General features: G+C 57.7%; 17 protein-coding genes and 2 pseudogenes. 4 read left to right on the plus strand and 15 right to left on the minus strand.

The genetic code is table 11. From position 1 onward, the window contains the following. Nucleotides 1–16: 16 nt before the first annotated feature. Both M5C56_RS02430 and M5C56_RS02435 read right to left on the minus strand, forming a co-directional pair. Complete coding sequence (locus M5C56_RS02430; protein WP_103495867.1) at nucleotides 17–868, minus strand: DUF1989 domain-containing protein; 852 nt, start codon at nucleotides 866–868, stop codon at nucleotides 17–19. Between the two features lie 15 nt (nucleotides 869–883). Further along, nucleotides 884–1,537 (minus strand): GntR family transcriptional regulator, encoded by a 654-nt coding sequence (locus M5C56_RS02435; protein WP_100939111.1) that lies wholly within the window; start codon nucleotides 1,535–1,537, stop codon nucleotides 884–886. A 167-nt stretch (nucleotides 1,538–1,704) separates the two neighbouring features. Between M5C56_RS02435 and M5C56_RS02440 the strand changes: the two genes are divergently transcribed. After that, nucleotides 1,705–2,265, plus strand: a complete 561-nt coding sequence (locus M5C56_RS02440; RefSeq protein ID WP_103495868.1) for a TetR/AcrR family transcriptional regulator — start codon at nucleotides 1,705–1,707, stop codon at nucleotides 2,263–2,265. Between the two features lie 66 nt (nucleotides 2,266–2,331). Here M5C56_RS02440 and M5C56_RS02445 read toward each other — a convergent pair whose 3' ends face one another. Next, nucleotides 2,332–2,670 (minus strand): ComEA family DNA-binding protein, encoded by a 339-nt coding sequence (locus tag M5C56_RS02445; RefSeq protein ID WP_103495869.1) that lies wholly within the window; start codon nucleotides 2,668–2,670, stop codon nucleotides 2,332–2,334. A gap of 122 nt (nucleotides 2,671–2,792) precedes the next feature. Between M5C56_RS02445 and M5C56_RS02450 the strand changes: the two are divergent. The 3 genes and pseudogenes from M5C56_RS02450 to istB form a co-directional block, all read left to right on the plus strand. Then, nucleotides 2,793–3,566, plus strand: a pseudogene (locus M5C56_RS02450) (IS630 family transposase); the annotation flags it as partial. A 185-nt stretch (nucleotides 3,567–3,751) separates the two neighbouring features. Next, nucleotides 3,752–5,294 (plus strand): annotated as a pseudogene (istA, locus tag M5C56_RS02455) (IS21 family transposase); the annotation flags it as partial. Nucleotides 5,295–5,313: 19 nt separating this feature from the next. Further along, nucleotides 5,314–6,063 (plus strand): IS21-like element helper ATPase IstB, encoded by a 750-nt coding sequence (gene istB, locus M5C56_RS02460; protein WP_103495870.1) that lies wholly within the window; start codon nucleotides 5,314–5,316, stop codon nucleotides 6,061–6,063. Nucleotides 6,064–6,819: 756 nt separating this feature from the next. On the opposite strand, the gene rffA is transcribed toward istB, so the two are convergent. From rffA to M5C56_RS02520, 12 genes are all read right to left on the minus strand, one after another. Further along, nucleotides 6,820–7,965 carry a dTDP-4-amino-4,6-dideoxygalactose transaminase gene (gene rffA, locus M5C56_RS02465; RefSeq protein WP_103495871.1) on the minus strand — a complete coding sequence of 382 codons (1,146 nt, stop codon included), beginning with the start codon at nucleotides 7,963–7,965 and terminating at the stop codon, nucleotides 6,820–6,822. 49 nt (nucleotides 7,966–8,014) lie between these two features. Beyond that, nucleotides 8,015–8,908, minus strand: coding sequence for a class I SAM-dependent methyltransferase (locus M5C56_RS02470; RefSeq protein WP_103495872.1), 894 nt, complete (start codon nucleotides 8,906–8,908; stop codon nucleotides 8,015–8,017). Beyond that, nucleotides 8,905–9,315, minus strand: coding sequence for a GtrA family protein (locus M5C56_RS02475; RefSeq protein ID WP_103495873.1), 411 nt, complete (start codon nucleotides 9,313–9,315; stop codon nucleotides 8,905–8,907). Before M5C56_RS02475 ends, M5C56_RS02470 begins: the two co-directional genes overlap by 4 nt. A 5-nt stretch (nucleotides 9,316–9,320) precedes the next feature. Further along, on the minus strand, nucleotides 9,321–10,241 hold the full coding sequence (locus M5C56_RS02480; RefSeq protein ID WP_103495874.1) for a hypothetical protein: 921 nt from the start codon (nucleotides 10,239–10,241) through the stop codon (nucleotides 9,321–9,323). Between the two features lie 30 nt (nucleotides 10,242–10,271). Next, entirely contained in the window at nucleotides 10,272–10,934 is a 663-nt protein-coding gene (locus M5C56_RS02485) for an acetyltransferase (protein WP_103495875.1), read from the minus strand. Continuing rightward, nucleotides 10,931–11,872, minus strand: coding sequence for a glycosyltransferase family 2 protein (locus M5C56_RS02490; protein ID WP_103495876.1), 942 nt, complete (start codon nucleotides 11,870–11,872; stop codon nucleotides 10,931–10,933). The genes M5C56_RS02485 and M5C56_RS02490 overlap by 4 nt, the downstream gene beginning before the upstream one ends. Next, entirely contained in the window at nucleotides 11,869–12,561 is a 693-nt protein-coding gene (locus M5C56_RS02495; RefSeq protein ID WP_103495877.1) for a WbqC family protein, read from the minus strand. Before M5C56_RS02495 ends, M5C56_RS02490 begins: the two co-directional genes overlap by 4 nt. Beyond that, entirely contained in the window at nucleotides 12,558–13,928 is a 1,371-nt protein-coding gene (locus M5C56_RS02500; RefSeq protein ID WP_247263006.1) for a hypothetical protein, read from the minus strand. Before M5C56_RS02500 ends, M5C56_RS02495 begins: the two co-directional genes overlap by 4 nt. 534 nt (nucleotides 13,929–14,462) lie before the next feature. Then, nucleotides 14,463–14,660, minus strand: a complete 198-nt coding sequence (gene tnpB, locus M5C56_RS02505; protein WP_247263007.1) for an IS66 family insertion sequence element accessory protein TnpB — start codon at nucleotides 14,658–14,660, stop codon at nucleotides 14,463–14,465. Nucleotides 14,661–14,706: 46 nt separating this feature from the next. Beyond that, entirely contained in the window at nucleotides 14,707–16,701 is a 1,995-nt protein-coding gene (locus tag M5C56_RS02510; protein WP_103495989.1) for a nucleoside-diphosphate sugar epimerase/dehydratase, read from the minus strand. Nucleotides 16,702–16,804: 103 nt separating this feature from the next. Next, entirely contained in the window at nucleotides 16,805–17,830 is a 1,026-nt protein-coding gene (locus M5C56_RS02515) for a glycosyltransferase family 4 protein (RefSeq protein ID WP_103495879.1), read from the minus strand. A 64-nt stretch (nucleotides 17,831–17,894) separates the two neighbouring features. After that, nucleotides 17,895–18,857 (minus strand): SDR family oxidoreductase, encoded by a 963-nt coding sequence (locus tag M5C56_RS02520; RefSeq protein ID WP_103495880.1) that lies wholly within the window; start codon nucleotides 18,855–18,857, stop codon nucleotides 17,895–17,897. Between the last annotated feature and the right edge of the window lie 12 nt (nucleotides 18,858–18,869).

Genomic DNA, 18,869 nt, shown 5'->3' on the forward strand with positions numbered 1-18,869 from the left:
CGTCCATTCCCTCTGGTTATTTCTCCCAGTCCGCCTTGGCGATATGCAAGCCATGCAGGCCTTTATAGGCGGCTCGCTCAGGCGAACTCCAACCTTCGAGCAGTGACGGCTCCAACCGATAGACCTCCACCCCCAACGGGCGACAGACGCTGAGCGGGTCCTGGGCTTCAGGGCCCCACATCGGCAGCGAAAGATCACCGCCCGGGCAGGTGGACAGCGCACACAGCAGATCGATTTCAGCGAAAAACTCCAGGTAATCGCCCTTCTGCGCCGGGCAGGCCTTCATGAAATACATGTCGTCGTGATTGAGCCCGGTGCACTGGAAGATGTTCAACACGTCGTGGACATCGAACTCGGTCAAGCCATGGGGCAGCACTGCGCGGGTCAGGTTCGAGTGACAGTGATGATGGAAGTCTTCCCCCGTCAGCATCCGATTCACATAGGGGTCACAGCGCGTACCCAACAGATCGTGCAGACGCCCGCCATGCTCGTCGATCCCGTAACCGGCCAGGCTGTCGTCGGTGATGGTGACCAGCGGACGCAGGAACGGCAGGTTCGACCAGAGCCGGTCATGGGTACTGACGTGAGCGCCTTGCAACTGACGGGTCCGTGCCGCCCAGAGGCGCTCGCGCGGGTCGTTGGCATTCCAGACGTTGAAATCACCGACCTGCGGGCCAACCGGCGTGGTCACCCGGAACACATGGCCGGCCGGCACCTTCCAGGCCCGTCCGGTACGGATCGGTACTTCGAACTGCTCGATCAGCGTACGAGCGTCTTTTTCCTCGCGAATACGCTCGTAGAACGCGGTGTCCACCTGCAAGGCCGACCCTTTGCTGACCTGATAGGCGGCGGGATAGTCTTTGTACATGGTCAAGATCCTCGATCAGTGATGGGAAGGACGGCTTAAAAAGTCGAGCAGCATCTGCTCGGAATCGTCGAGGTACAGGCTCATCGCCTCTCCGGCGGCGTGCTTGTCACCTTCGGCAAGCAGGTCGTGGATATAACGATCACGCGCCAGCCAGGGCGCTTGGAAACGCTGCTCATCGGGCGCCGAACAAAACACCAGGCGCAACTGCGCAACGATATTGGTAAAAAACTCGTCGAACAGCGGACTGCGCATCAAGCCGACGATATGTTGATGAAACGCCAGGCTGTGGGTGCCCAGGGCCCGCCAATCCTCGCGCTCGCGAGCCAACTCGGCGGCCTCGATGGACTCGAGCATGCGGTCGGACTGGTATTCGCGCAGGGGTTTGCTCAGGGCGATGGCCTGCAGCTCCAGGGTGCGGCGCACTTGGAACAGATCGCGTACCTCCTCGACGCCGAGGCGGCGCACCATCACGCCCTTGTTCCGGACGTAACGTGCCAGGCCTTCCTGGCCGAGCCGATGGAGCGCCTCGCGAATCGTGTTGCGCGAGGCGTTGTAGGTATTGACCAGATCGTTCTCGACCAGCGGCATGCCCGGTAGCAGGCGACCGCCGATGATGTCGGCGCGCAGCTCCAGGGTAATCTGGTCGGCCAGGGACAGTTGTGTACTCATGATCATCGCCTTGGATTGTTCAACAATCGTAGAGCAATGGGTAATCACTATTCATGCCAGATCCTTGGTTTCGACTTTTCCCCATTAGCGGTATGCGCCCTTGAAAAAACATGACAAATCGCCTACATGTCACGGTTATCATGGCTTAACGATTCGGAGAGCCCGCCATGCGGTATTCACAAGACCACAAAGCCCAGACCCACGAACGCATCATCCGGGAGGCCGCCGCACGCTTCCGACGTGACGGTATTGGCGCGACCGGCCTGCAACCTTTGATGAAGGCGCTGGGGCTGACCCATGGTGGCTTCTACGCGCACTTCAAATCCAAGGATGAGCTGGTGGAGAAGGCGTTGCAGGAAGCGGCGGCCGAACTGGATGTGCATTGCGATACGCTGTTCAGCCAGGACAAGCCGTTGCAAGCCTTTATCGACAGCTATCTGTCCGAGTGGCACCTGACCACCCCCGATCACGGCTGCCCGCTGCCGACCATGTGCCTGGAGCTGGGACAGCGAGGGGAGCCGAGCCCGACGACAGATACAGTGATCGAGTCGCGGCTCAGGCAGGTCGAAGACGCACTGGGGTCAGGGCCGGACGCGCAGGATCAGAGCATTGTCATGCTGGCGACGCTGGTGGGAGCCCTGGTGTTATCCCGAAGTGCCGAGGACGAGACCCTGGCGCAAAAGATATTGGCGGTAACGAGAGCACACTTGAAGGATCAGGTGGAGTAAAACGCCGCTTTACGCCCTGAGAAGAGGCCGATCACTGGAAAGGCCTCTTCTCCCGCCGGAGCGTATTCAGTTGATATCGAGCTTGTCGCGATTTTTGTCGAGCAGCGACTTGCCGATGCCTTTGACTTCGAGCAACTCATCCACCGACGAGAATGGGCCATTCACCTCACGATAGGCGACAATGGCCTGGGCTTTGGCTTCGCCTATACCGGAGAGTTCGTGCTGGATGGTTTGGGCATCGGCGGTGTTGAGGTTGAGCTTGCCGGGCTTGGCCGTTGCGGCAGTCTGGCTTGAAGCGGGCGCTGCCGGATCGGCCTTGGCGGTCGCGGTCGGCGCCGCATTGACCACACCGGTGATACCCAGCAGCAGGGTGAACACGAGGGAAGAGAGAAAGCTTGTACGCATAAGTGACACTCCATGACATCGTTGGTTGAAGCAGCTTTTCCGAAGCTGCCTCCCAAACTTAGGCGATGCGATGGCGCTGTCAAAAGTGTGTCCGTTACAGGATATGAGCCGCTCAGACCACGGCTACTCACTGGAGCCTTCGTTTGATGGCCAAGTACGCACGGGTCAGCACTTGGCAGGTTCAACGGGTCTGGCCGGCTGCCGACCTCGAACCTCATCGCCTGAAGACCTTTAAAATCAGCAACGATCCCCATTTCGCCGATAAGGTGGTCGATGTGGTCGGGCGCTATCTGAACCCGCCGGATAATGCTTTGGTGCTGTCGGTGGATGAGAAAACCCAGATTCAGGCGTTGGATCGCACTCAGCAGATCTTACTGCTGCGCCCAGGTCAAATCGAACGTCGCACGCACGATTACAAGCGTCATGGAACCGCCAGTCTGTACGCGGCTTTCAACATCATGACGGGTCAGGTGATTGGCCGGATTACCCAACGTCATCGGGCCAGGGAGTTTCTGGCTTTTCTGCAACAGATCGACCGCACCACGCTGGCCGGATTGGATCTGCATGTGATTCTGGACAACAGTTCGACCCACAAAACGGCGGCCATCAAGCAGTGGCTGGAAAAGCATCCATGTTTCAAGTTGCACTCCACTCCGACCAGCGCGTTCTGGCTGAACGCTGTAGAGGGCTGGTTCGCGCAACTGGAAAGGCGAGTGCTGTACCGGGGAGCGTTCACCAGCGTGGCCGATTTGAAAGCGGCAATCCGTCAATTTATCGAGGCTCATAACGAGCACTCGGCCAAGCCATTTAAATGGAACAAAACGGCAGAGGCCATCATCAGTTCGGTACAGTGCGTATTTCGGCCCATCGTGACCGCCCGTTTCGGTACATCGTAACCGCCCCTTTCGCTAAGGCGTGACCGCTCATTTCGCTAACAACGTGACCGATTTGCGCCTGTTCCGAAACAGCCGGTCACGCCCTAGCCGAAATGAGCGGTCACGTTGTTAGCGAAATACCCTGCACCTCATTGCGCATGACCTGACCCACCGCCACGCTGCGCCCCATTTCGGGGAGTCGAAGGATGGCGGCGCAGCGAGTAGCCATGCGTAATATTAAAGAATGCCTGCGCCTCAAGTTCGAGGCCGACCTGTCCCACGAGAAGATCGCCCGTGCCTTACAGCTGTCCAAAGGCGTGGTCAGCAAATACATCAAGGCCGCTCGTGACACCGGCAAGGGCTGGCCGGCGCTGGCTTTGCTTAATGAGGCGGCGCTCGGCGCCGCCCTGATACCCGCCGCCAAGATCGTCCACACACCTGGCGCCCGGGTGCTACCCGACGTGATCACCCGGCACCGCGAACTGCGCCGCAAGGGCGTGACACTGCAACTGCTGTGGGAGGAATACACCGCCGCTCACCCCGACCGGCCGACCTGCCGCTACACCCAATTCGTCGAGCACTACCGCAGCTACGCCCGTCCCCTCAAACGTTCGATGCGCCAGCAGCACCGCGCGGGCGAAAAGCTGTTCATCGACTACGCCGTGCCCGCGCTGCCGGTGATCGACGCCGCCACCGGCGAGATCCGCGAGACGCACATCTTCGTCGCCGCCCTCGGAGCCTCGAACTACACCTACGCCTGTGCCACGCCGGGCGAGGCCCAAGTGGACTGGCTGACCGCGTTGAGCCAGGCCCTCAGCTACTTCGGCGGCGTCCACGAAATGATCGTCCCGGACAACCCGCGTGCCCTGGTTGCCCGGCCTGACCGTTACGAGCCGGGCCTGAACCGCGCGGCACTGGAGTGTGCCCGGCACTACGGCGCCATCATGCTCCTGGCGCGCCCACGCAAGCCGCAGGACAAAGCCAAGGCCGAGGTCGCGGTGCAAGTGGTCGAGCGCTGGATCATGGCGCGGCTGCGGCATCAGCGGTTTCAGCCTGCATGCCCTTAATCAGGCCATCGCCGGCCTGCTGGAAGACTTGAACCGACGCCCGTTCAAAAAGCTCGACGGATGCCGACGGGACTGGTTCGAGCAACTCGATCAGCCGGCGCTGAAACCGTTACCGGCACATCCCTACGAGGTCGTGACCTTCAAACGCTGCAAGGTCAACATCGACTACCACGTCGAAGTGAACGGGGCCTTCTACAGCGTGCCCTCAGCCCTTGAGCGACAAAGCGTCGACGCCCGAGTGGGCGCGCATACCGTTGAAATCCTGCATGGCCACCAGCGGGTCGCCAGCCACCTGTTGCTGCAACGACGCGGTGCCTACAGCACCCAGAGCGAACACATGCCGGCGTCGCACAAGGCCCATCGCGACTGGACACCTCAGCGCCTGCTCGACTGGGGCGAGCGGATCGGCCCGCAAGGGCGGCTGATCGTTGAACACCAACTGACCCACAAACCGCATCCGGAAATGGGCTACCGCTCCTGCCTGGGCCAGCTCTCGCTGGCCCGCCAGTACAGCAACGAACGCCTTGAAGCGGCGGCCCATCGCGCCGTGCAACTGCGCGCGCTCAACAGCCGCACCGTGCGCAACCTACTCAAGCAAGGGCTCGACCAGCAGCCGCTGCCCAAGGCCCGTTCCGCCACACCACCCGCCGACCACGAGAACGTGCGTGGCGCCGACTATTACACCCAAAAGGAGCTGTTCAATGATGCCCCAACACACACTTAACCAGTTGCACCAACTGCGCCTGAGCGGCATGGCCAAGGCCCTGGAAGAGCAATGGACACTGCCGGCCTGCCACAGCCTGAGCTTTGATGATCGGCTCGGCCTGCTGCTTGACCGCGAACTGGCCTGGCGCGACAACAAACGCCTGGAGCGGCTGCGCAAACAAGCCAAGCTCAAATACGCCGGAGCCTGCCTTGAAGACCTCGACCGCCGCCGAGGTAGAGGCCTGGACGAGCGCCAGATAGCCACCTTGGCCAGCGGCGACTGGATCCGTCAACAGCACAACCTGTTGCTGACCGGTCCAACTGGCGTCGGCAAAACCTGGCTCGCCTGCGCGCTGGGCAATCAGGCCTGCCGTCAGGGCTACAGCACGCTGTACCTGCGCACGCCGCGCCTTCTGGAGCAACTGCGGATCGCCCACGGCGACGGCAGCTTCGGCCGTACGTTGCAGCAACTGGCGAAGGTCGACGTGCTGATTTTGGACGACTGGGCCCCGGCGCCGCTGGAGGAAAACGCTCGGCATGACCTGCTGGAAGTGATCGATGACCGCGCCGGCTCGCGGTCAACGGTACTGACCAGCCAGCTGCCGGTCGAGCACTGGCACGGCTGGATCAACGACCCGACGGTAGCCGATGCCTTGTTGGATCGACTGGTGCACAGTACGTACCGAGTGGTGATGAAAGGCGAGTCGCTACGACGTCAAAAGACGGAAGAAGAGGCTGCATCGTGACCGATGCGGTTAGAATTTAGACCCCGCGCAATGGGGGGCAGGAATCGGTCACGTTGTTAGCGAAATGACCGGTCACGATGAGCGAAATACGCAGTACAGAGGGCAAAGCTGAGCACGACAATAAATAAATTAACGAATTAGCTATTCAGGACACTAGGTGTTCAGTCTCGGAAAGTCATGGTGCATCCTTAACCCCTCAAAAGGAGGATGCATTTTGGAAGGAGGTATCCATGGCTCAGCCCGAACGACGCCGGAGTGACTGCAATTGGCTTTGGATTGCGGTCCACTCGGGAGCAGTTGAATCCATAGCTGGGTTCACGGGGTGATTTTCAAGCACGACATCACGGGGGAGTGATTGGGGACGGCCCGTTCAGCAGCCGGCTTACCTAGTCGAGGTGGCTGGTCCATCGATGTTTGAACTCTTGGGTGATCGAACTATGTAGAGATTTGTGTAGTCCCCCCATACTTCTATCCGGAAGACTTGGAAAGCGCTCGCTTTCGGTGGATACGATTGTGATTTGCTCTACTTGAAATGACCACTCGTGTCACAAATCCACCAGGCAGTCAGTCGTATCGCTGGCCTGCCCTTCAATCACACGATGCACCAACATGCCCGAGGCGGTTTCCACGGGACAAGCACGCACACTGGCCGAGTGCTTGGCCTTCTTGGTTACAAAGAACGCGCCGAGCAGAAAGCTGCTGCGATAAAGCTCGGACTCGGGATCGCGCCGAACACAGGCAAGAGTGCTTGTCGGATCAGCGACACAGTTCGTCCCGCAAGACCTCCACCACACGTTCCTGCTGCTCGATCGACATACCTACCCACAGCGGCAGTCGCAGCAAGCGTTCCGAGAGGTTCACCGTGTTGTCCATGGCGCCATGGACACGGCCGTAACGCTGGCCAGCCGGCGAGGAGTGCAGGGGCACGTAATGGAAGACCGAATTGATTCCCTCTCGCTTGAGGCCATCGAGCACCGCTTGTCGCGGCACGCCTGCGGGCAGCAGCACGTAGTACATGTGTGCATTGTGCCGGCAATCGGTCGGCACGATAGGCCGGCGCAGTGCTCCGCTGGCTTCCAGCGGCGCCAGCAATTCGTGATACCGCTGCCAGATGACAAGCCGCGCCTGCGTGATGTATTCGGCCTCTTCCAACTGCGCCCAGAGAAACGCAGCAGTCACGTCCCCTGGAAGGAATGACGACCCGACTTCCTGCCAAGTGTATTTGTCGACCTCGCCACGGAAGAAACGGCTACGGTCAGTGCCTTTTTCGCGGATGATTTCTGCGCGCAACACATACGCAGGATCATTGACGAGCAATGCGCCGCCCTCGCCCGAAATGACGTTCTTGGTCTCATGGAAGCTGAAGGCGCCAAAGTCGCCGATACTTCCCAGAGCCCGGCCCTTGTAAGCGGCCATGACCCCCTGCGCTGCATCCTCGACCACCTTCAGGTTGTGACGCTGGGCGATCTCCATGATCGTATCCATCTCACAACTCACGCCCGCATAATGAACCGGCACGATTGCCTTGGTGCGCGGCGTGATGGCCGCCTCGATCAGCGTCTCATCCAGGTTCAAAGTATCCGGACGGATATCGACGAACACGGGAACGCCGCCGCGCAAAACGAAAGCATTGGCCGTGGAAACGAACGTGAACGAGGGCATGATGACCTCGTCGCCCGACTGGATGTCCAACAACAACGCGGACATTTCCAGCGCTGCCGTGCATGAGTGGGTCAGCAAGGCCTTGCTCGACCCGGTACGTTCGGTCAACCACTCGTGACACCGCTTGGTGAACGGGCCATCGCCGGCGAGGACATTGCCGAACTTGGCTTCAGCGATGTAATAAAGTTCTTTCCCCGTCATGTAGGGGCGATTGAACTGGATCGTTTTGTCTTCCGCCATTTGAGCCTTCGCACGCAAATTTAAATCGATCGAACTAGACATCACGTCGTTATGAGAAGTGGGGGGGGTATCCACTCTTTTTCCGGACGACAAGCAGCCTGGAAGCACCGACCGGAAAACTCACTCCCACTTTGATGAGCAAACACTCCAGCCACATCACGAAACCAAACAGCACATTGAGCGCCTTGGGTACCACTAATTCGGCGGTCTCGCTCGTATCGCCCCGCTGTTGCTTCTTGGCGACGCGTGAAATCATCATCGCCGGCAGCAGTAACGAGACGAACGATGTGCTGCGCAAGACGGAAAACCCTGCCTCTTCCATCTTGCGATGCAGGTCGGCGGCATCGTAGCGCCGCACGTGGCAGGAATATTCATCCACCTGGCTCCACAGCCACTGATGCTGGGGCACGGTCAACAGCATGATTCCCCCGGGCTTCAGGGCACGGTGCATCTGCTGGAGCACCACCCTATCCGCCTCGATGTGCTCGATGACATCGAACGCGCCAATCACTTCGAACTCGTCGATGTAAGGGATATCGCGCGCATCCATCTGCACGAACTCCGCATCGGGCAAGCGAGAGGAGGCAAACTTCAGCCCGGTCGAGAACATCTCACTGCCAAGCAACCTGGCCTTCGGAAACGCCGCAGCGACCCGACTCAGAATGAAGCCGGTACCGCACCCGATTTCCAGAAATGAACGCATGCGCGGCGCATATTTCGTCAGTGCCCATGTAATCAACCTGCCACGCGCCCGGAACCAGAAATGGCCGCTTTCAAGATGCGCGTAGGTCTCGTAGAAGTCGGCCTTGAAGCCCTCCTGCTTGTCCTCGAGTTCTGGCGCAAACGCGGCAAAACCGTTCTTTCGAGCCACCTGATATCCACACTGGACGCACACCCATTGCTCCGAGGCGTACGGCGTCTCGCATTCAGAACAGATCTTCACGCCTGGTTCCCATCCGGTTGGTCATGACGAAAGACGAATAGCTTGAAAAGGACGAACAAGAAACCTCCTACAATGAAAATGGCAGCGCCCTGGACCCACTGATGAGGATACCCCAGCTTGTCGACAAACACCGTCAGCAAGGCCAGATTAAGCAAATAGCCGGCTGCATGCGCCAGGCCGAAGCGCCAGGCCGTCCCCACGACGTTGCCGCGATGCTCGAACGCCCAATTGCGGTTGCCCAGGAAGCTGATGCATATGCCAAGCACGTACAGGAAGCTCATGGCCAGCTTGAATGGGATGCCCAGCCACGTCAATGCCAGGTAGGCCGAATAACCGATGGCATTGCAGGCAATGCCGATGACTGCGTAACGGAGAATCGGCCTGATCACGGGCCGCCAGCGCTGCATTAGAATCACTCATCTCCCCAGACGGCAATCCCGAAACCCGTCTTGCCATAGCCGTTGCCGTTATAAAGCATGTAGCGTCGACCGGCATGATCGAAGACGAACGGGTAACAGATCATCTCCGAATCCCAACCCGATTCCGATACGTCGATTCCCACCTGCTCATCGTGTCGCGTCCATTGCACGCCATCGGACGAGGTCGCGTATCGGATCCGGTAGGTGGGGCAGTCCTTCGTGGCCCGGGAGCAGAACCACATCCGGTACATGTCCGCATCCTTGAGCACGCGCGGCACACCCAGGGCGTACTCGTGTTCGTCACGGAACCCGATGGCAACCGTACCGTTGCGCTCCCACTCGATCCCGTCGGCGGACTCAGCATACTCGAGATGATAGAAGTGCTTCGCTTCCAAAAGGCCTTGCTCCCATCGCACACAGGAGGTGAACCAGGCCCTGAATCGTCCGGCCTCGAACTGCACCTCAGGGGTGGCGACGAAGTGAGGAAGATCGCGGGTGCGGTCAATGACGGGGCCGCGGAACAGCTTCTCGAAACGCTGGGTGGCCTCGTTCCATTCGGCCAAGCCGATGGAGTTGCGGATCTTCACCGTCACGCCCAGGTTGATCCCGGTGTAGTACAGCAGCTTGCGGCCACCGACGTTGACGATCGAATTGGGCAAGGCGCCACTGTCGTCGAAACATCCGAGGTCGCCGGGTTCGAGGACCGGATCCGGATTGACGCGCAAGACCTTGGTCGGGTCCTGCATGTCGATCTCGAGGAAGCCGCCGTGTCCGCTATTATTCTTGTCACGCGATGAGAAATAGATGCGATACAGGTCGCCGTCCACCTGCTCAGCAATGGGAATCATCGCGTGAGAATACAACCAGTCGCTCTGCCCTTCTGCGCAGAATATCTTTCCTAGTTTTTTCCACATGAGATTTCTTCAAGTCAATGATGAGGTACTTCAGATGTTCCTGACGCGGGTACTCGGCACGCGCGACCGTTCGGTGGCTTGTCCGACGTACACGCCTTCGGCAGCGGCATCTCCAAGAATCAGGGCGCCGGCGCCGATGATGCATTTCTCGCCGATGGTGACGTGATCGCGAAGGGTCGCGTTAACGCCGAGAAAACAGCTTTCCCCGATCGTAACACGGCCGGATACGACGATGTGCGAGGCCAAGAAACAGTGGTCCTCGATACGCGAATGATGTCCGACGTGATTGCCGCTCCACATGGTCACGTTGTTGCCGATGCGCACGAAGGGCTGAACGGTATTGTCTTCCAGGATGAAGCAGTTCTCGCCGATATCCTCTGTCAGCAACGAGGCTCGTGAACTGATGTAGCTGACCATTTCGTAGCCCAGCGCCTTGACTGCCAGATATTTTTCCTTGCGGATCTGGTTGAGCTTGGAATAGCCGAGCGCGACGAAAAAGACATACCGGTCTGGCGGGTAGATCTGGGCGACTTCATCGAATGCCACCACCGGAAATCCCTTGAAGCTCTTGTCGGCCGGCATGTAGTCGGGATCGACGGCAAACGCCTCGACCTGATAGCCGGAGTCGCTGGAAAAATAATAGAGTGCGAGCTCGGCGGCGTCGGTGAGACCAAAAATAATGAGTTTTTTCATTCGATGCTCCGCGCCTTAGCCTGATGGTAGACGTTCCGGACAATAGTGTAGGGTCTCTGTTTGACTTCGGAATAAATCTTGGCGAGATAAATCCCGACCACCCCGACGAATGCGATGATCAGGCCGCCGAGCAACCAGATCGAAGCCATCAGCGACGTATAGCCGCTGGGTGGGTTCGCCAGGAGCAGCCAGTTGACGATGAGAAAGCTCGTGTAGGCGGCCGACAGCAGGAAGATCGCGCAGCCCACACCGAAGATTCCTACCAGCGGCGCACTGCTGAAGGCAGTAATCGAATTGACCAGTTGCGCCACTTTCTTTCCCAGCGTGTAGGTCGTCTCGTCACGACTGCGCTTGACGATGGCCTGCGCACGCTGATCGAAGCCAGTGATGACCCACAGACCCGCCATGAACAACTCGCGTTCGTCGTGCTGAATCAACGCGTCCACGTAGCGGCGCGACATCAGCCTGGCGACGACGATATTATCGGGCATATCCAGCCCGCTGAGGAAACGGAAGAGTTTGTAGAACACCTGCCCGGTCCAGCGCTCGAAGTGCTTGCCTTTTCGCTGCTGCTGGACACCATAGACCACATCGGCCCTTTCGCGCTCCATTTGCTCGCTGAACGAGAGCAACCATGCCGGATCTTCCTCTAGATCACTATCGAGCAGGAAGACACGTTCACCGCAGGCATGTCGCAGGCCCGTCATCATGGCCTTGTGGTGGCCGAAGTTGCGCGATAGATCGACGACCACCACGTGGTGATCAGCTTCGCTCAACTGGACGGCCAGCTCCAGGCTTGAATCGGGCGAGCCGTCGTTGACCAGTACGATCTCGTAATCGTCTCCGACCAGTTGTTGTGCCGCCTGGCTCGCAAGGAGATGGAACTGCTCGACGAACTTGGCCGAGCGGTAAAGCGTGGCGACGACGGACAACTTCATGTTTTGACATGCCTCATGTAACGGTGCGCGTCCTTGCCGCAATTGAACAGCAGATCCAGGACGGTGACACCATGGGTGAATTCCCCCCAGAGTTGCGGATACTCGGGGAAGCCGGAGTAATCGACCCATTGCAGCGCAATGCAGGCATCGTCGAACAGCGGCGCCTCGATGTAGTCCTTTGCCGCCGGTCCCGACAAGTATTGCGTCGCACCGGCCTGCTGACAAAGGTCCACCAGGCGGGCAGTCCGGGTTTTGTCGCCGGCAGGCATATAGTCCCAGCAATTCGTAATGCGGGTTTCAATACCGATGTATCGGCAAATCGCTTCCATGAACTTCCGGTTCATCGTCGACAGCCCCGTGTGGGTCTCCACCAGATAGAGCGGCTCGAGCCACTGAGCGATCTCGTCGAAGAAAGGCGCTCGCCGATAGTTGCTCTGCAACGTTTTCCAGTGCTTGGCCTGCCAGGCAGGGGCCAGCTCGACATCGCGAATGCGGCGACTGATGCCTTGTCCGACAGGCACGCTGAGCCACTGGACGCCTTGCGGTGTCTTGATCAGGTTGCGATTGCGCCAGTCGTTCTTGGTGAACTGCATGTCGTCGTAGAGGATGAACTCATCGACCGCAGCGATTATGTCGAAATAACCCTTCCAGGGTATGTAGTTCGACTGGAGAATGGCGACGGTCTTCATGGGTGCTTGCCACTCGCGTCCCAGGCGCTCGGGTAGTAACACCCCTGGCATTTTGCCTGTGCGACCTGCTGGAGATGGAAGGAAATGCAGAACAAGAGCGCCAGTGCCCAGAAACGCAACGCAGCCGGTGAAGGTTTGAATGCAAAATTCAGAACAATCGCGACGAAAACCGGTGCCATCAGCAGGTAGTCATACAGGTACGGATGAATGGCAATGGCCTGCGGCCACAGCAGACTGGTCATCATGTATTGCGAAAAAAGCAGGTAGTAGAACAAGCGGACGCCGGCCAACGGGGAGGTCTCCGCCGGCGTCGCAACGCCTGCAGGTTCACGCCGTTTGATCATGCGGAAATAGGCCAACTGGGCTACCAGGAACAGGATCGGCACGGCAATGGTCGGAATTGGCCGCGGGAACTGCGGATCAAGTATCGACTTCACGATGTTGGTGAAGTAACTGGTGTCACCATCCAGGCCAGCGCGAAACAGCCACCCGCTGTTGGACGAGGTGAAACCCAGTGCCTTCGATATCAGTGGGGACGGCAGATAGAAGGCAACGGCCGCAACAAGGGCCACCAATGCCAGACGACACATCCGTCTGTCGAGACCGTCGCTGCGGCATGCCCAAACCAGCAAGGCGACGCCTAGCAACGCCGCCGAGATCGGAGAAAACACGGCAAAACACACGATCACTGTCATGACCGTTCCGGACCGTTCCTGATTTCTCCAGATCAAGAACGCAGCCATCGCTTGGAACGCAAATATCAATGGGAACGTGTTGTCGACATTGAATCTGGCCGAAGAAATCCAGAATCCAGGCATCGATACCATGAATACGACCGATAACAGAATCAGCAGTCCCTGACCGAATGCCAGGCGCTTTTCCACCAGACGGGACAGAAAAAAGAACGTAACACCAGCCAGCGAAATGATGTTCAGGAAAGCCCCTGTCACTCTCATTGGCAATGCATGCACATACATTTCTACTTTATAGAGGGCATACATGTAGAACAGATAAGCTGTGGCGTGGTTGGAATACGCGATCTTATTTGCGTAGTTCTCCATCGAATAAAAGACGAGGAAACCGTGCTGCGAAAAAGCGTGTTGCTCCCAGATGGGGAACGTGTAGCTTCTCAGGCGCTCGGGCGCGGTCGCAATCTGACTTGCCGCTTCCCCGAAGCCCAGTGAGTACACCGCACCGATGGTTATGATTACCGCCAGCAAGTATAAACAGGAGAAAAGCTTGTTATTTCTTATAAAAATCATCTTTTCTAGTATTCGCAATACGCTTGGAATAATTGGTGCCAGTACGGGAGGCCCAACGCGGCATTTGCTGCCAAATGAGGTAATTACGATCAGGCGGCGGCGCAATCATAATCTAGATATACGGTCTGGTGAAGCATTCCTCGTAGAGAATAGCGAATTGACTCATCGTGCTTTTTTCAGTCGCGGGCGGGTGTTGGCGAAGCTGCCAACCACGCGCGCGCAGGCAGCAACAGTCTTTCGAGGCGATGAGTCTTTAATGGCAGGCGCTCGAATGACAAGTCGCTTGTAATCAGTAGGTCCCGGGGTCGATTCCTGGTGCCGCACCACCCAAGGCTCCAGAGAAGGCGTTCAAAATCTCTGCCCTCCCGAAAAACCCGCCTTCTGGCGGGTTTCTTCGTTTTGGCGCTCCATCGGTTTCCGTCAGAAACTGGTGGACTCCAAACGCTTTAAGGGTAGAGGTTTGGATACAGGTCACTTCGATAAAAGGGAGTACCTTTATGTCGCGCACCACAGCTCCACTCTCCGACGCAACTTGCAGCCTGGCAAACCTACAGACCACACCTACAAGCTTTTCGACGGCGATAGCCTCTACCTCCTAGCCCAACCCAATGGCCGTGTTGCGCTCCCAATAGCAAGTCTTCACTCGGTTGCGGGCTTGTTGAGGAAGACGAAAAGCACGGGGTCGAATACCGCCACCTTGATATCCAGTTCGACCAGGGCAGCGAGGACGTCGATGGACCTTCGGAAGTCTACCGGCTTGGGGTAGAGGTAAACTTTTTCGACTTTTGCATCGGGTCGCATCATGGCAACAGGCTTCGGGAGCGCAGCATCGGCCATCAAATATCCGCTTGGAATGTGCTCTTCATGGAACGCTTACTAACAATCAGGGCTCAAGACGACGCTGCTGGTAGATCAAATCGACAATCTCTCCGTCCGGAGCGTAACCGCTGACAGTGTCCCGCAGGAGCTGGCGGACCCGCGAATAATCATCCTGCTCAACGGCAGACAGCAATTCCGTCAGCTTGCCCTTGAGCCCCTCCCAAGGCAGGTGATCCTCGTTGGCTGTCATGATCATCGGGTGCTGTGTCGCCGCCACGTTGTCACCGATCAGTAGCTCTTCGTAAAGCTTCTCTCCCGGACGCAGCCCGGTGAACTCGATAGCGATGTCGCCATGCGGATTTTTTTCCGAGCGAACACTCAGGCCGGACAGATGGATCATCTTCTCGGCCAGCTCGACGATCTTCACAGGCTCGCCCATGTCCAGGACAAAAACATCACCGCCCTGCCCCATGGAACCAGCCTGGATCACCAATTGCGCCGCTTCGGGGATGGTCATGAAGTATCGAGTGATTTTCGGATGCGTGACAGTCAGCGGACCGCCCGACTTGATCTGTTTGTGAAACAACGGAATGACCGAACCCGAAGACCCCAGGACGTTACCGAACCGCACCATCGTGAAGCGCGTTTTGTTCACGCGCGAAACATTGCTCGAATCACTGAACAACACCGGAGCCAACTCACGACTCAACGCTTGCAACGTCAACTCGGCAAGACGCTTAGTGCTGCCCATGACATTGGTTGGTCGCACGGCCTTGTCGGTCGAAATCAGCACAAAGTTGGCCACTCCTGCCTGGAGCGCGGCTTGAGCAGTGTTAAGCGTGCCGATCACATTGTTGAGTACACCTTCGGCAATGTTGTGTTCGACCATGGGGACATGCTTGTAGGCGGCGGCGTGATACACCGTGTCTACTCGCCAGGTTTTCATGACATCGAGTAGCTTGTGCGGGTTTCGAACCGACCCAAGAATCGGCAAAAGACGGATGGGCAGCGACTCTCGAGCGATCCGCTGCTCCAGTTCGGACAGTATGGAGTAGAGATTGAACTCACTGTGTTCAAACAGCAGAAGCGTTGTCGGGCGCAGCACCAGAATCTGTCGGCAAAGCTCGGAGCCGATGGAGCCTCCGGCGCCTGTGACCAACACGGACTGCCCCGTGATGCAATGTTCGAGCAAGTCCGCCTGGGCCGGGACTGCGTCACGCCCGAGCAGGTCAGCAATGTCTACTTCCTGGATATCGTCGACCTTGACTCGGCCGCTGGCCAGATCCATGAAACCCGGGACACTTCGTACATGCAACGGAAAACCTTCGAGAAACCCTAGAATCTCACGACGGCGTCCACGGTTGGACGATGGAATGGCGAGGAGAATTTCCTGAGCGCCCGTGTTGTCAATCATCTGCTGGATGTGCTTGGGTTTGTACACCTGCAGTCCGGAGATCACCCTGTCGGCGATTCCGCTATCGTCGTCGATAAAAGCAACAGGCCGCATGACGCGTCCCATCCGCAAGGCGGCAACGAGTTGATTACCCGCAGAACCTGCGCCGTAGATAGCCACTTTCGGCAGACCGTCATCGCGGCTGGTGAATGGGACGTGCTGGGCAGCGCTGAACCAGTCGCCCATAAAATACTGACGCATGGCCAGACGCAGGCCGCCGATCATGATCAAGCTCAACCACCAATAGTTGAAAATGATCGAACGAGGAACGACGTTTTGATGATTGCTATACCAGTACACCACAACGCCCAGCACCAAGGACGATAGTGTCACCGCCTTGATAATGGCGATGAGCGCGTCATTTCCGAAGTACCGCATGACCGCACGATACATGCCAAAGCGAACGAAAAGAGGGATGGCGATGACAGGTGCACTGACAAAAAGCCAGACGTGCTGAGTGAACGGACTGACCAACTCGTCCACCCCGAGCCGCACAACAAACGCCATCCACAGAGCAAACCAGACCAACAAAGTATCAGTCAGGACCTGCAGAATGCGTTTATGTCGTCTTGGCAGACTTAACAACTTTGCCCGAATTTTGTCCATAACCCCTCTAAACACCTCTAGAAGCTCCTTGCATTGATAAAGCAACCACAGCTTTTGGCAACTCATTTACCGACAAAGCAATACTCAAAAACCAATGCGTCCATTACGCCTTGCCAGCGATTTCCAACTCGCCCGCGTGAAACTTGAAAGCCAGAAAAACCAGAGGCACATAGGCCAGGAGCAACCCTGCCACGCCATCGAAATATTGCATGACGACCAATATAGCCACTGGTACTAACCAGAACAAATTGATCGCCGCTATTGCCAGCGTGACTGCCCGATGGCTGCCATATTTTCGTGAAGCATACTGGTATCCATGGCTGCGATGTGCCTCATAGACCTTATCCCCTCGCAATAGCCGACGAATGAGGGTAAAGCTGGCATCCACAATAAAGACGCCCAACAAAATGAGCCAGGCCCAGAGAAACAGCGGACTCGTCCATGCCGCATACAGCGACATCACCGCCAACACGATGCCCAGAAAACCACTGCCAGCATCGCCCATGAAAATCTTCGCTGGCGGGAAATTCCAGACAAGGAAACCCAATACAGCCATCGCCAGCACCAGCGGAGCAATGGCAAGAATGGTATGGCCTGCGATCCAGTAGACCAGACAAGCACCGACACAGGCGCAAATCGCCTCGACGCTGGCCAAGCCATCGATGCCATCCATGAAGTTATAGAGGTTGAGCATCCAGACCAGATAGAACGCTGCGATGACATAACCGAACCAGCCTAGACTGAACTCGTGACCGAACAGATTGATCGGCGCCATCCCCCCAATCCAGAACAATGCCCAGATAGCACCCGCGAAATGCGCAAGCAGGCGCCAACGCGCGGCAATATGCCCATGGTCGTCGAGAAAACCAATGATCGCGATCCATCCGCCTGCCCCCAGCAGAGCCAGCGCCATCGGCCAGGCGACGGCATCTGTCCAGGCCAGGACAGGCAGCGCAATCAGAAAACTCAGGACGATAGCCACACCACCACCCCGAGGGGTTGGGACCGAATGTGAACTACGCGCATTAGGAATATCTATCAAGCTGCGTACCAACGCGTATTTGCGCAATGCACCTGTGCCCAAGAATGAAACACCCACCACCAACGCCAACAACCATATTGTGTTCAAAGATCAACTTCCTGAAACAGCCAAAACCAATTCTGCAATTGAACCGGCACGGTCATAAGCCAGCTTAGTGCTGCCCTTTCTTGTAGTAGTTGGCCGCCGAAACAAGCGCCTCATCGACGCTGACCGGAGGAGTCCAGCCCAGCAACTCTCGAGTTTTGCTTATATCGACCTGCAACGAGCCGCACAGCCGTTGCGACAAAGCCTGCTTGCCCAGAAGCTGCGCCCCCCGCTCAAGCAACACACTCGGCACAGGCAACAAGCGCGCAGGTCTACCCAATGCCTGTGCCATCCGCGTCAACAATTGTGTCGTGGACAGGTCCTCCCCATCACTGACGAGGAAAGTCTGATTGGCGGCGGCCGGATGACGGATGCAGGTCACGATCAAGTCCGAAAGATTTTCGAGCGCGACCAGGCTACGCCGATTATGGATAGCACCGAATGGCAAGGGTATGCCCTTGTCCAGCCAACGCATCATGTTCAGAAAGTTGGCTCTCACACCCGGACCGTAAACCAGCACCGGACGGATGATCACCACCTCCATCCCGGAGACGCTCGCAATTTCGCGCAATCCCTGCTCGGCCTCCATTTTCGAAATGCCATACGGATCCCCAGGCGCGGGAGTCGCATCGGCGACGTAAGGCTGATTGAGCGGCGTACCTTCGCCATTCACCTTGATCGAACTGATGAACACAAAACGACGAACACCCGACGAGGCTGCTTGTCGAGCGAGGCTGAGCGTGCCTTCGACATTCACTTTGCGAAACGCCTCCAGCGGATCGGTTTCGCTGTCATTCATGACGTGAACGCGTGCCGCGCCATGAATGACAACCTGCACTTGATCCAGCGACTGCGACCAATCGGTATCAGCACTGAGCCCGGCGGTTCGAACGGTAGTAACGCGCGATGGACAGTCAGGCAAGGCGTGCCCACGAATGGCCGCCACCGGCTCCAGATCGCCAGAGGCCGCCAGACGACCCAATACCGCGCGACCAACGAAACCCGTAGCACCTGTCAATAAAACACGCATTTTTTAAACCTC

The organism is Pseudomonas sp. MWU13-2862, from assembly GCF_023242495.1.
GTDB lineage: Bacteria > Pseudomonadota > Gammaproteobacteria > Pseudomonadales > Pseudomonadaceae > Aquipseudomonas > Aquipseudomonas gingeri_D.

What these genes read in the sequence shown, in the direction of transcription:
- M5C56_RS02430 (WP_103495867.1), bottom strand. Translation starts at nt 868, where the DNA reads ATGTACAAAGACTATCCCGCCGCCTATCAGGTCAGCAAAGGGTCGGCC.
- M5C56_RS02435 (WP_100939111.1), bottom strand. Translation starts at nt 1,537, where the DNA reads ATGAGTACACAACTGTCCCTGGCCGACCAGATTACCCTGGAGCTGCGC.
- M5C56_RS02440 (WP_103495868.1), top strand. Translation starts at nt 1,705, where the DNA reads ATGCGGTATTCACAAGACCACAAAGCCCAGACCCACGAACGCATCATC.
- rffA (WP_103495871.1), bottom strand. Translation starts at nt 7,965, where the DNA reads ATGGCGGAAGACAAAACGATCCAGTTCAATCGCCCCTACATGACGGGG.
- M5C56_RS02485 (WP_103495875.1), bottom strand. Translation starts at nt 10,934, where the DNA reads ATGAAAAAACTCATTATTTTTGGTCTCACCGACGCCGCCGAGCTCGCA.
- M5C56_RS02445 (WP_103495869.1), bottom strand. Translation starts at nt 2,670, where the DNA reads ATGCGTACAAGCTTTCTCTCTTCCCTCGTGTTCACCCTGCTGCTGGGT.
- M5C56_RS02475 (WP_103495873.1), bottom strand. Translation starts at nt 9,315, where the DNA reads ATGCAGCGCTGGCGGCCCGTGATCAGGCCGATTCTCCGTTACGCAGTC.
- tnpB (WP_247263007.1), bottom strand. Translation starts at nt 14,660, where the DNA reads ATGGCCGATGCTGCGCTCCCGAAGCCTGTTGCCATGATGCGACCCGAT.
- M5C56_RS02480 (WP_103495874.1), bottom strand. Translation starts at nt 10,241, where the DNA reads ATGTGGAAAAAACTAGGAAAGATATTCTGCGCAGAAGGGCAGAGCGAC.
- M5C56_RS02520 (WP_103495880.1), bottom strand. Translation starts at nt 18,857, where the DNA reads ATGCGTGTTTTATTGACAGGTGCTACGGGTTTCGTTGGTCGCGCGGTA.
- istB (WP_103495870.1), top strand. Translation starts at nt 5,314, where the DNA reads ATGATGCCCCAACACACACTTAACCAGTTGCACCAACTGCGCCTGAGC.
- M5C56_RS02490 (WP_103495876.1), bottom strand. Translation starts at nt 11,872, where the DNA reads ATGAAGTTGTCCGTCGTCGCCACGCTTTACCGCTCGGCCAAGTTCGTC.
- M5C56_RS02510 (WP_103495989.1), bottom strand. Translation starts at nt 16,701, where the DNA reads ATGGACAAAATTCGGGCAAAGTTGTTAAGTCTGCCAAGACGACATAAA.
- M5C56_RS02495 (WP_103495877.1), bottom strand. Translation starts at nt 12,561, where the DNA reads ATGAAGACCGTCGCCATTCTCCAGTCGAACTACATACCCTGGAAGGGT.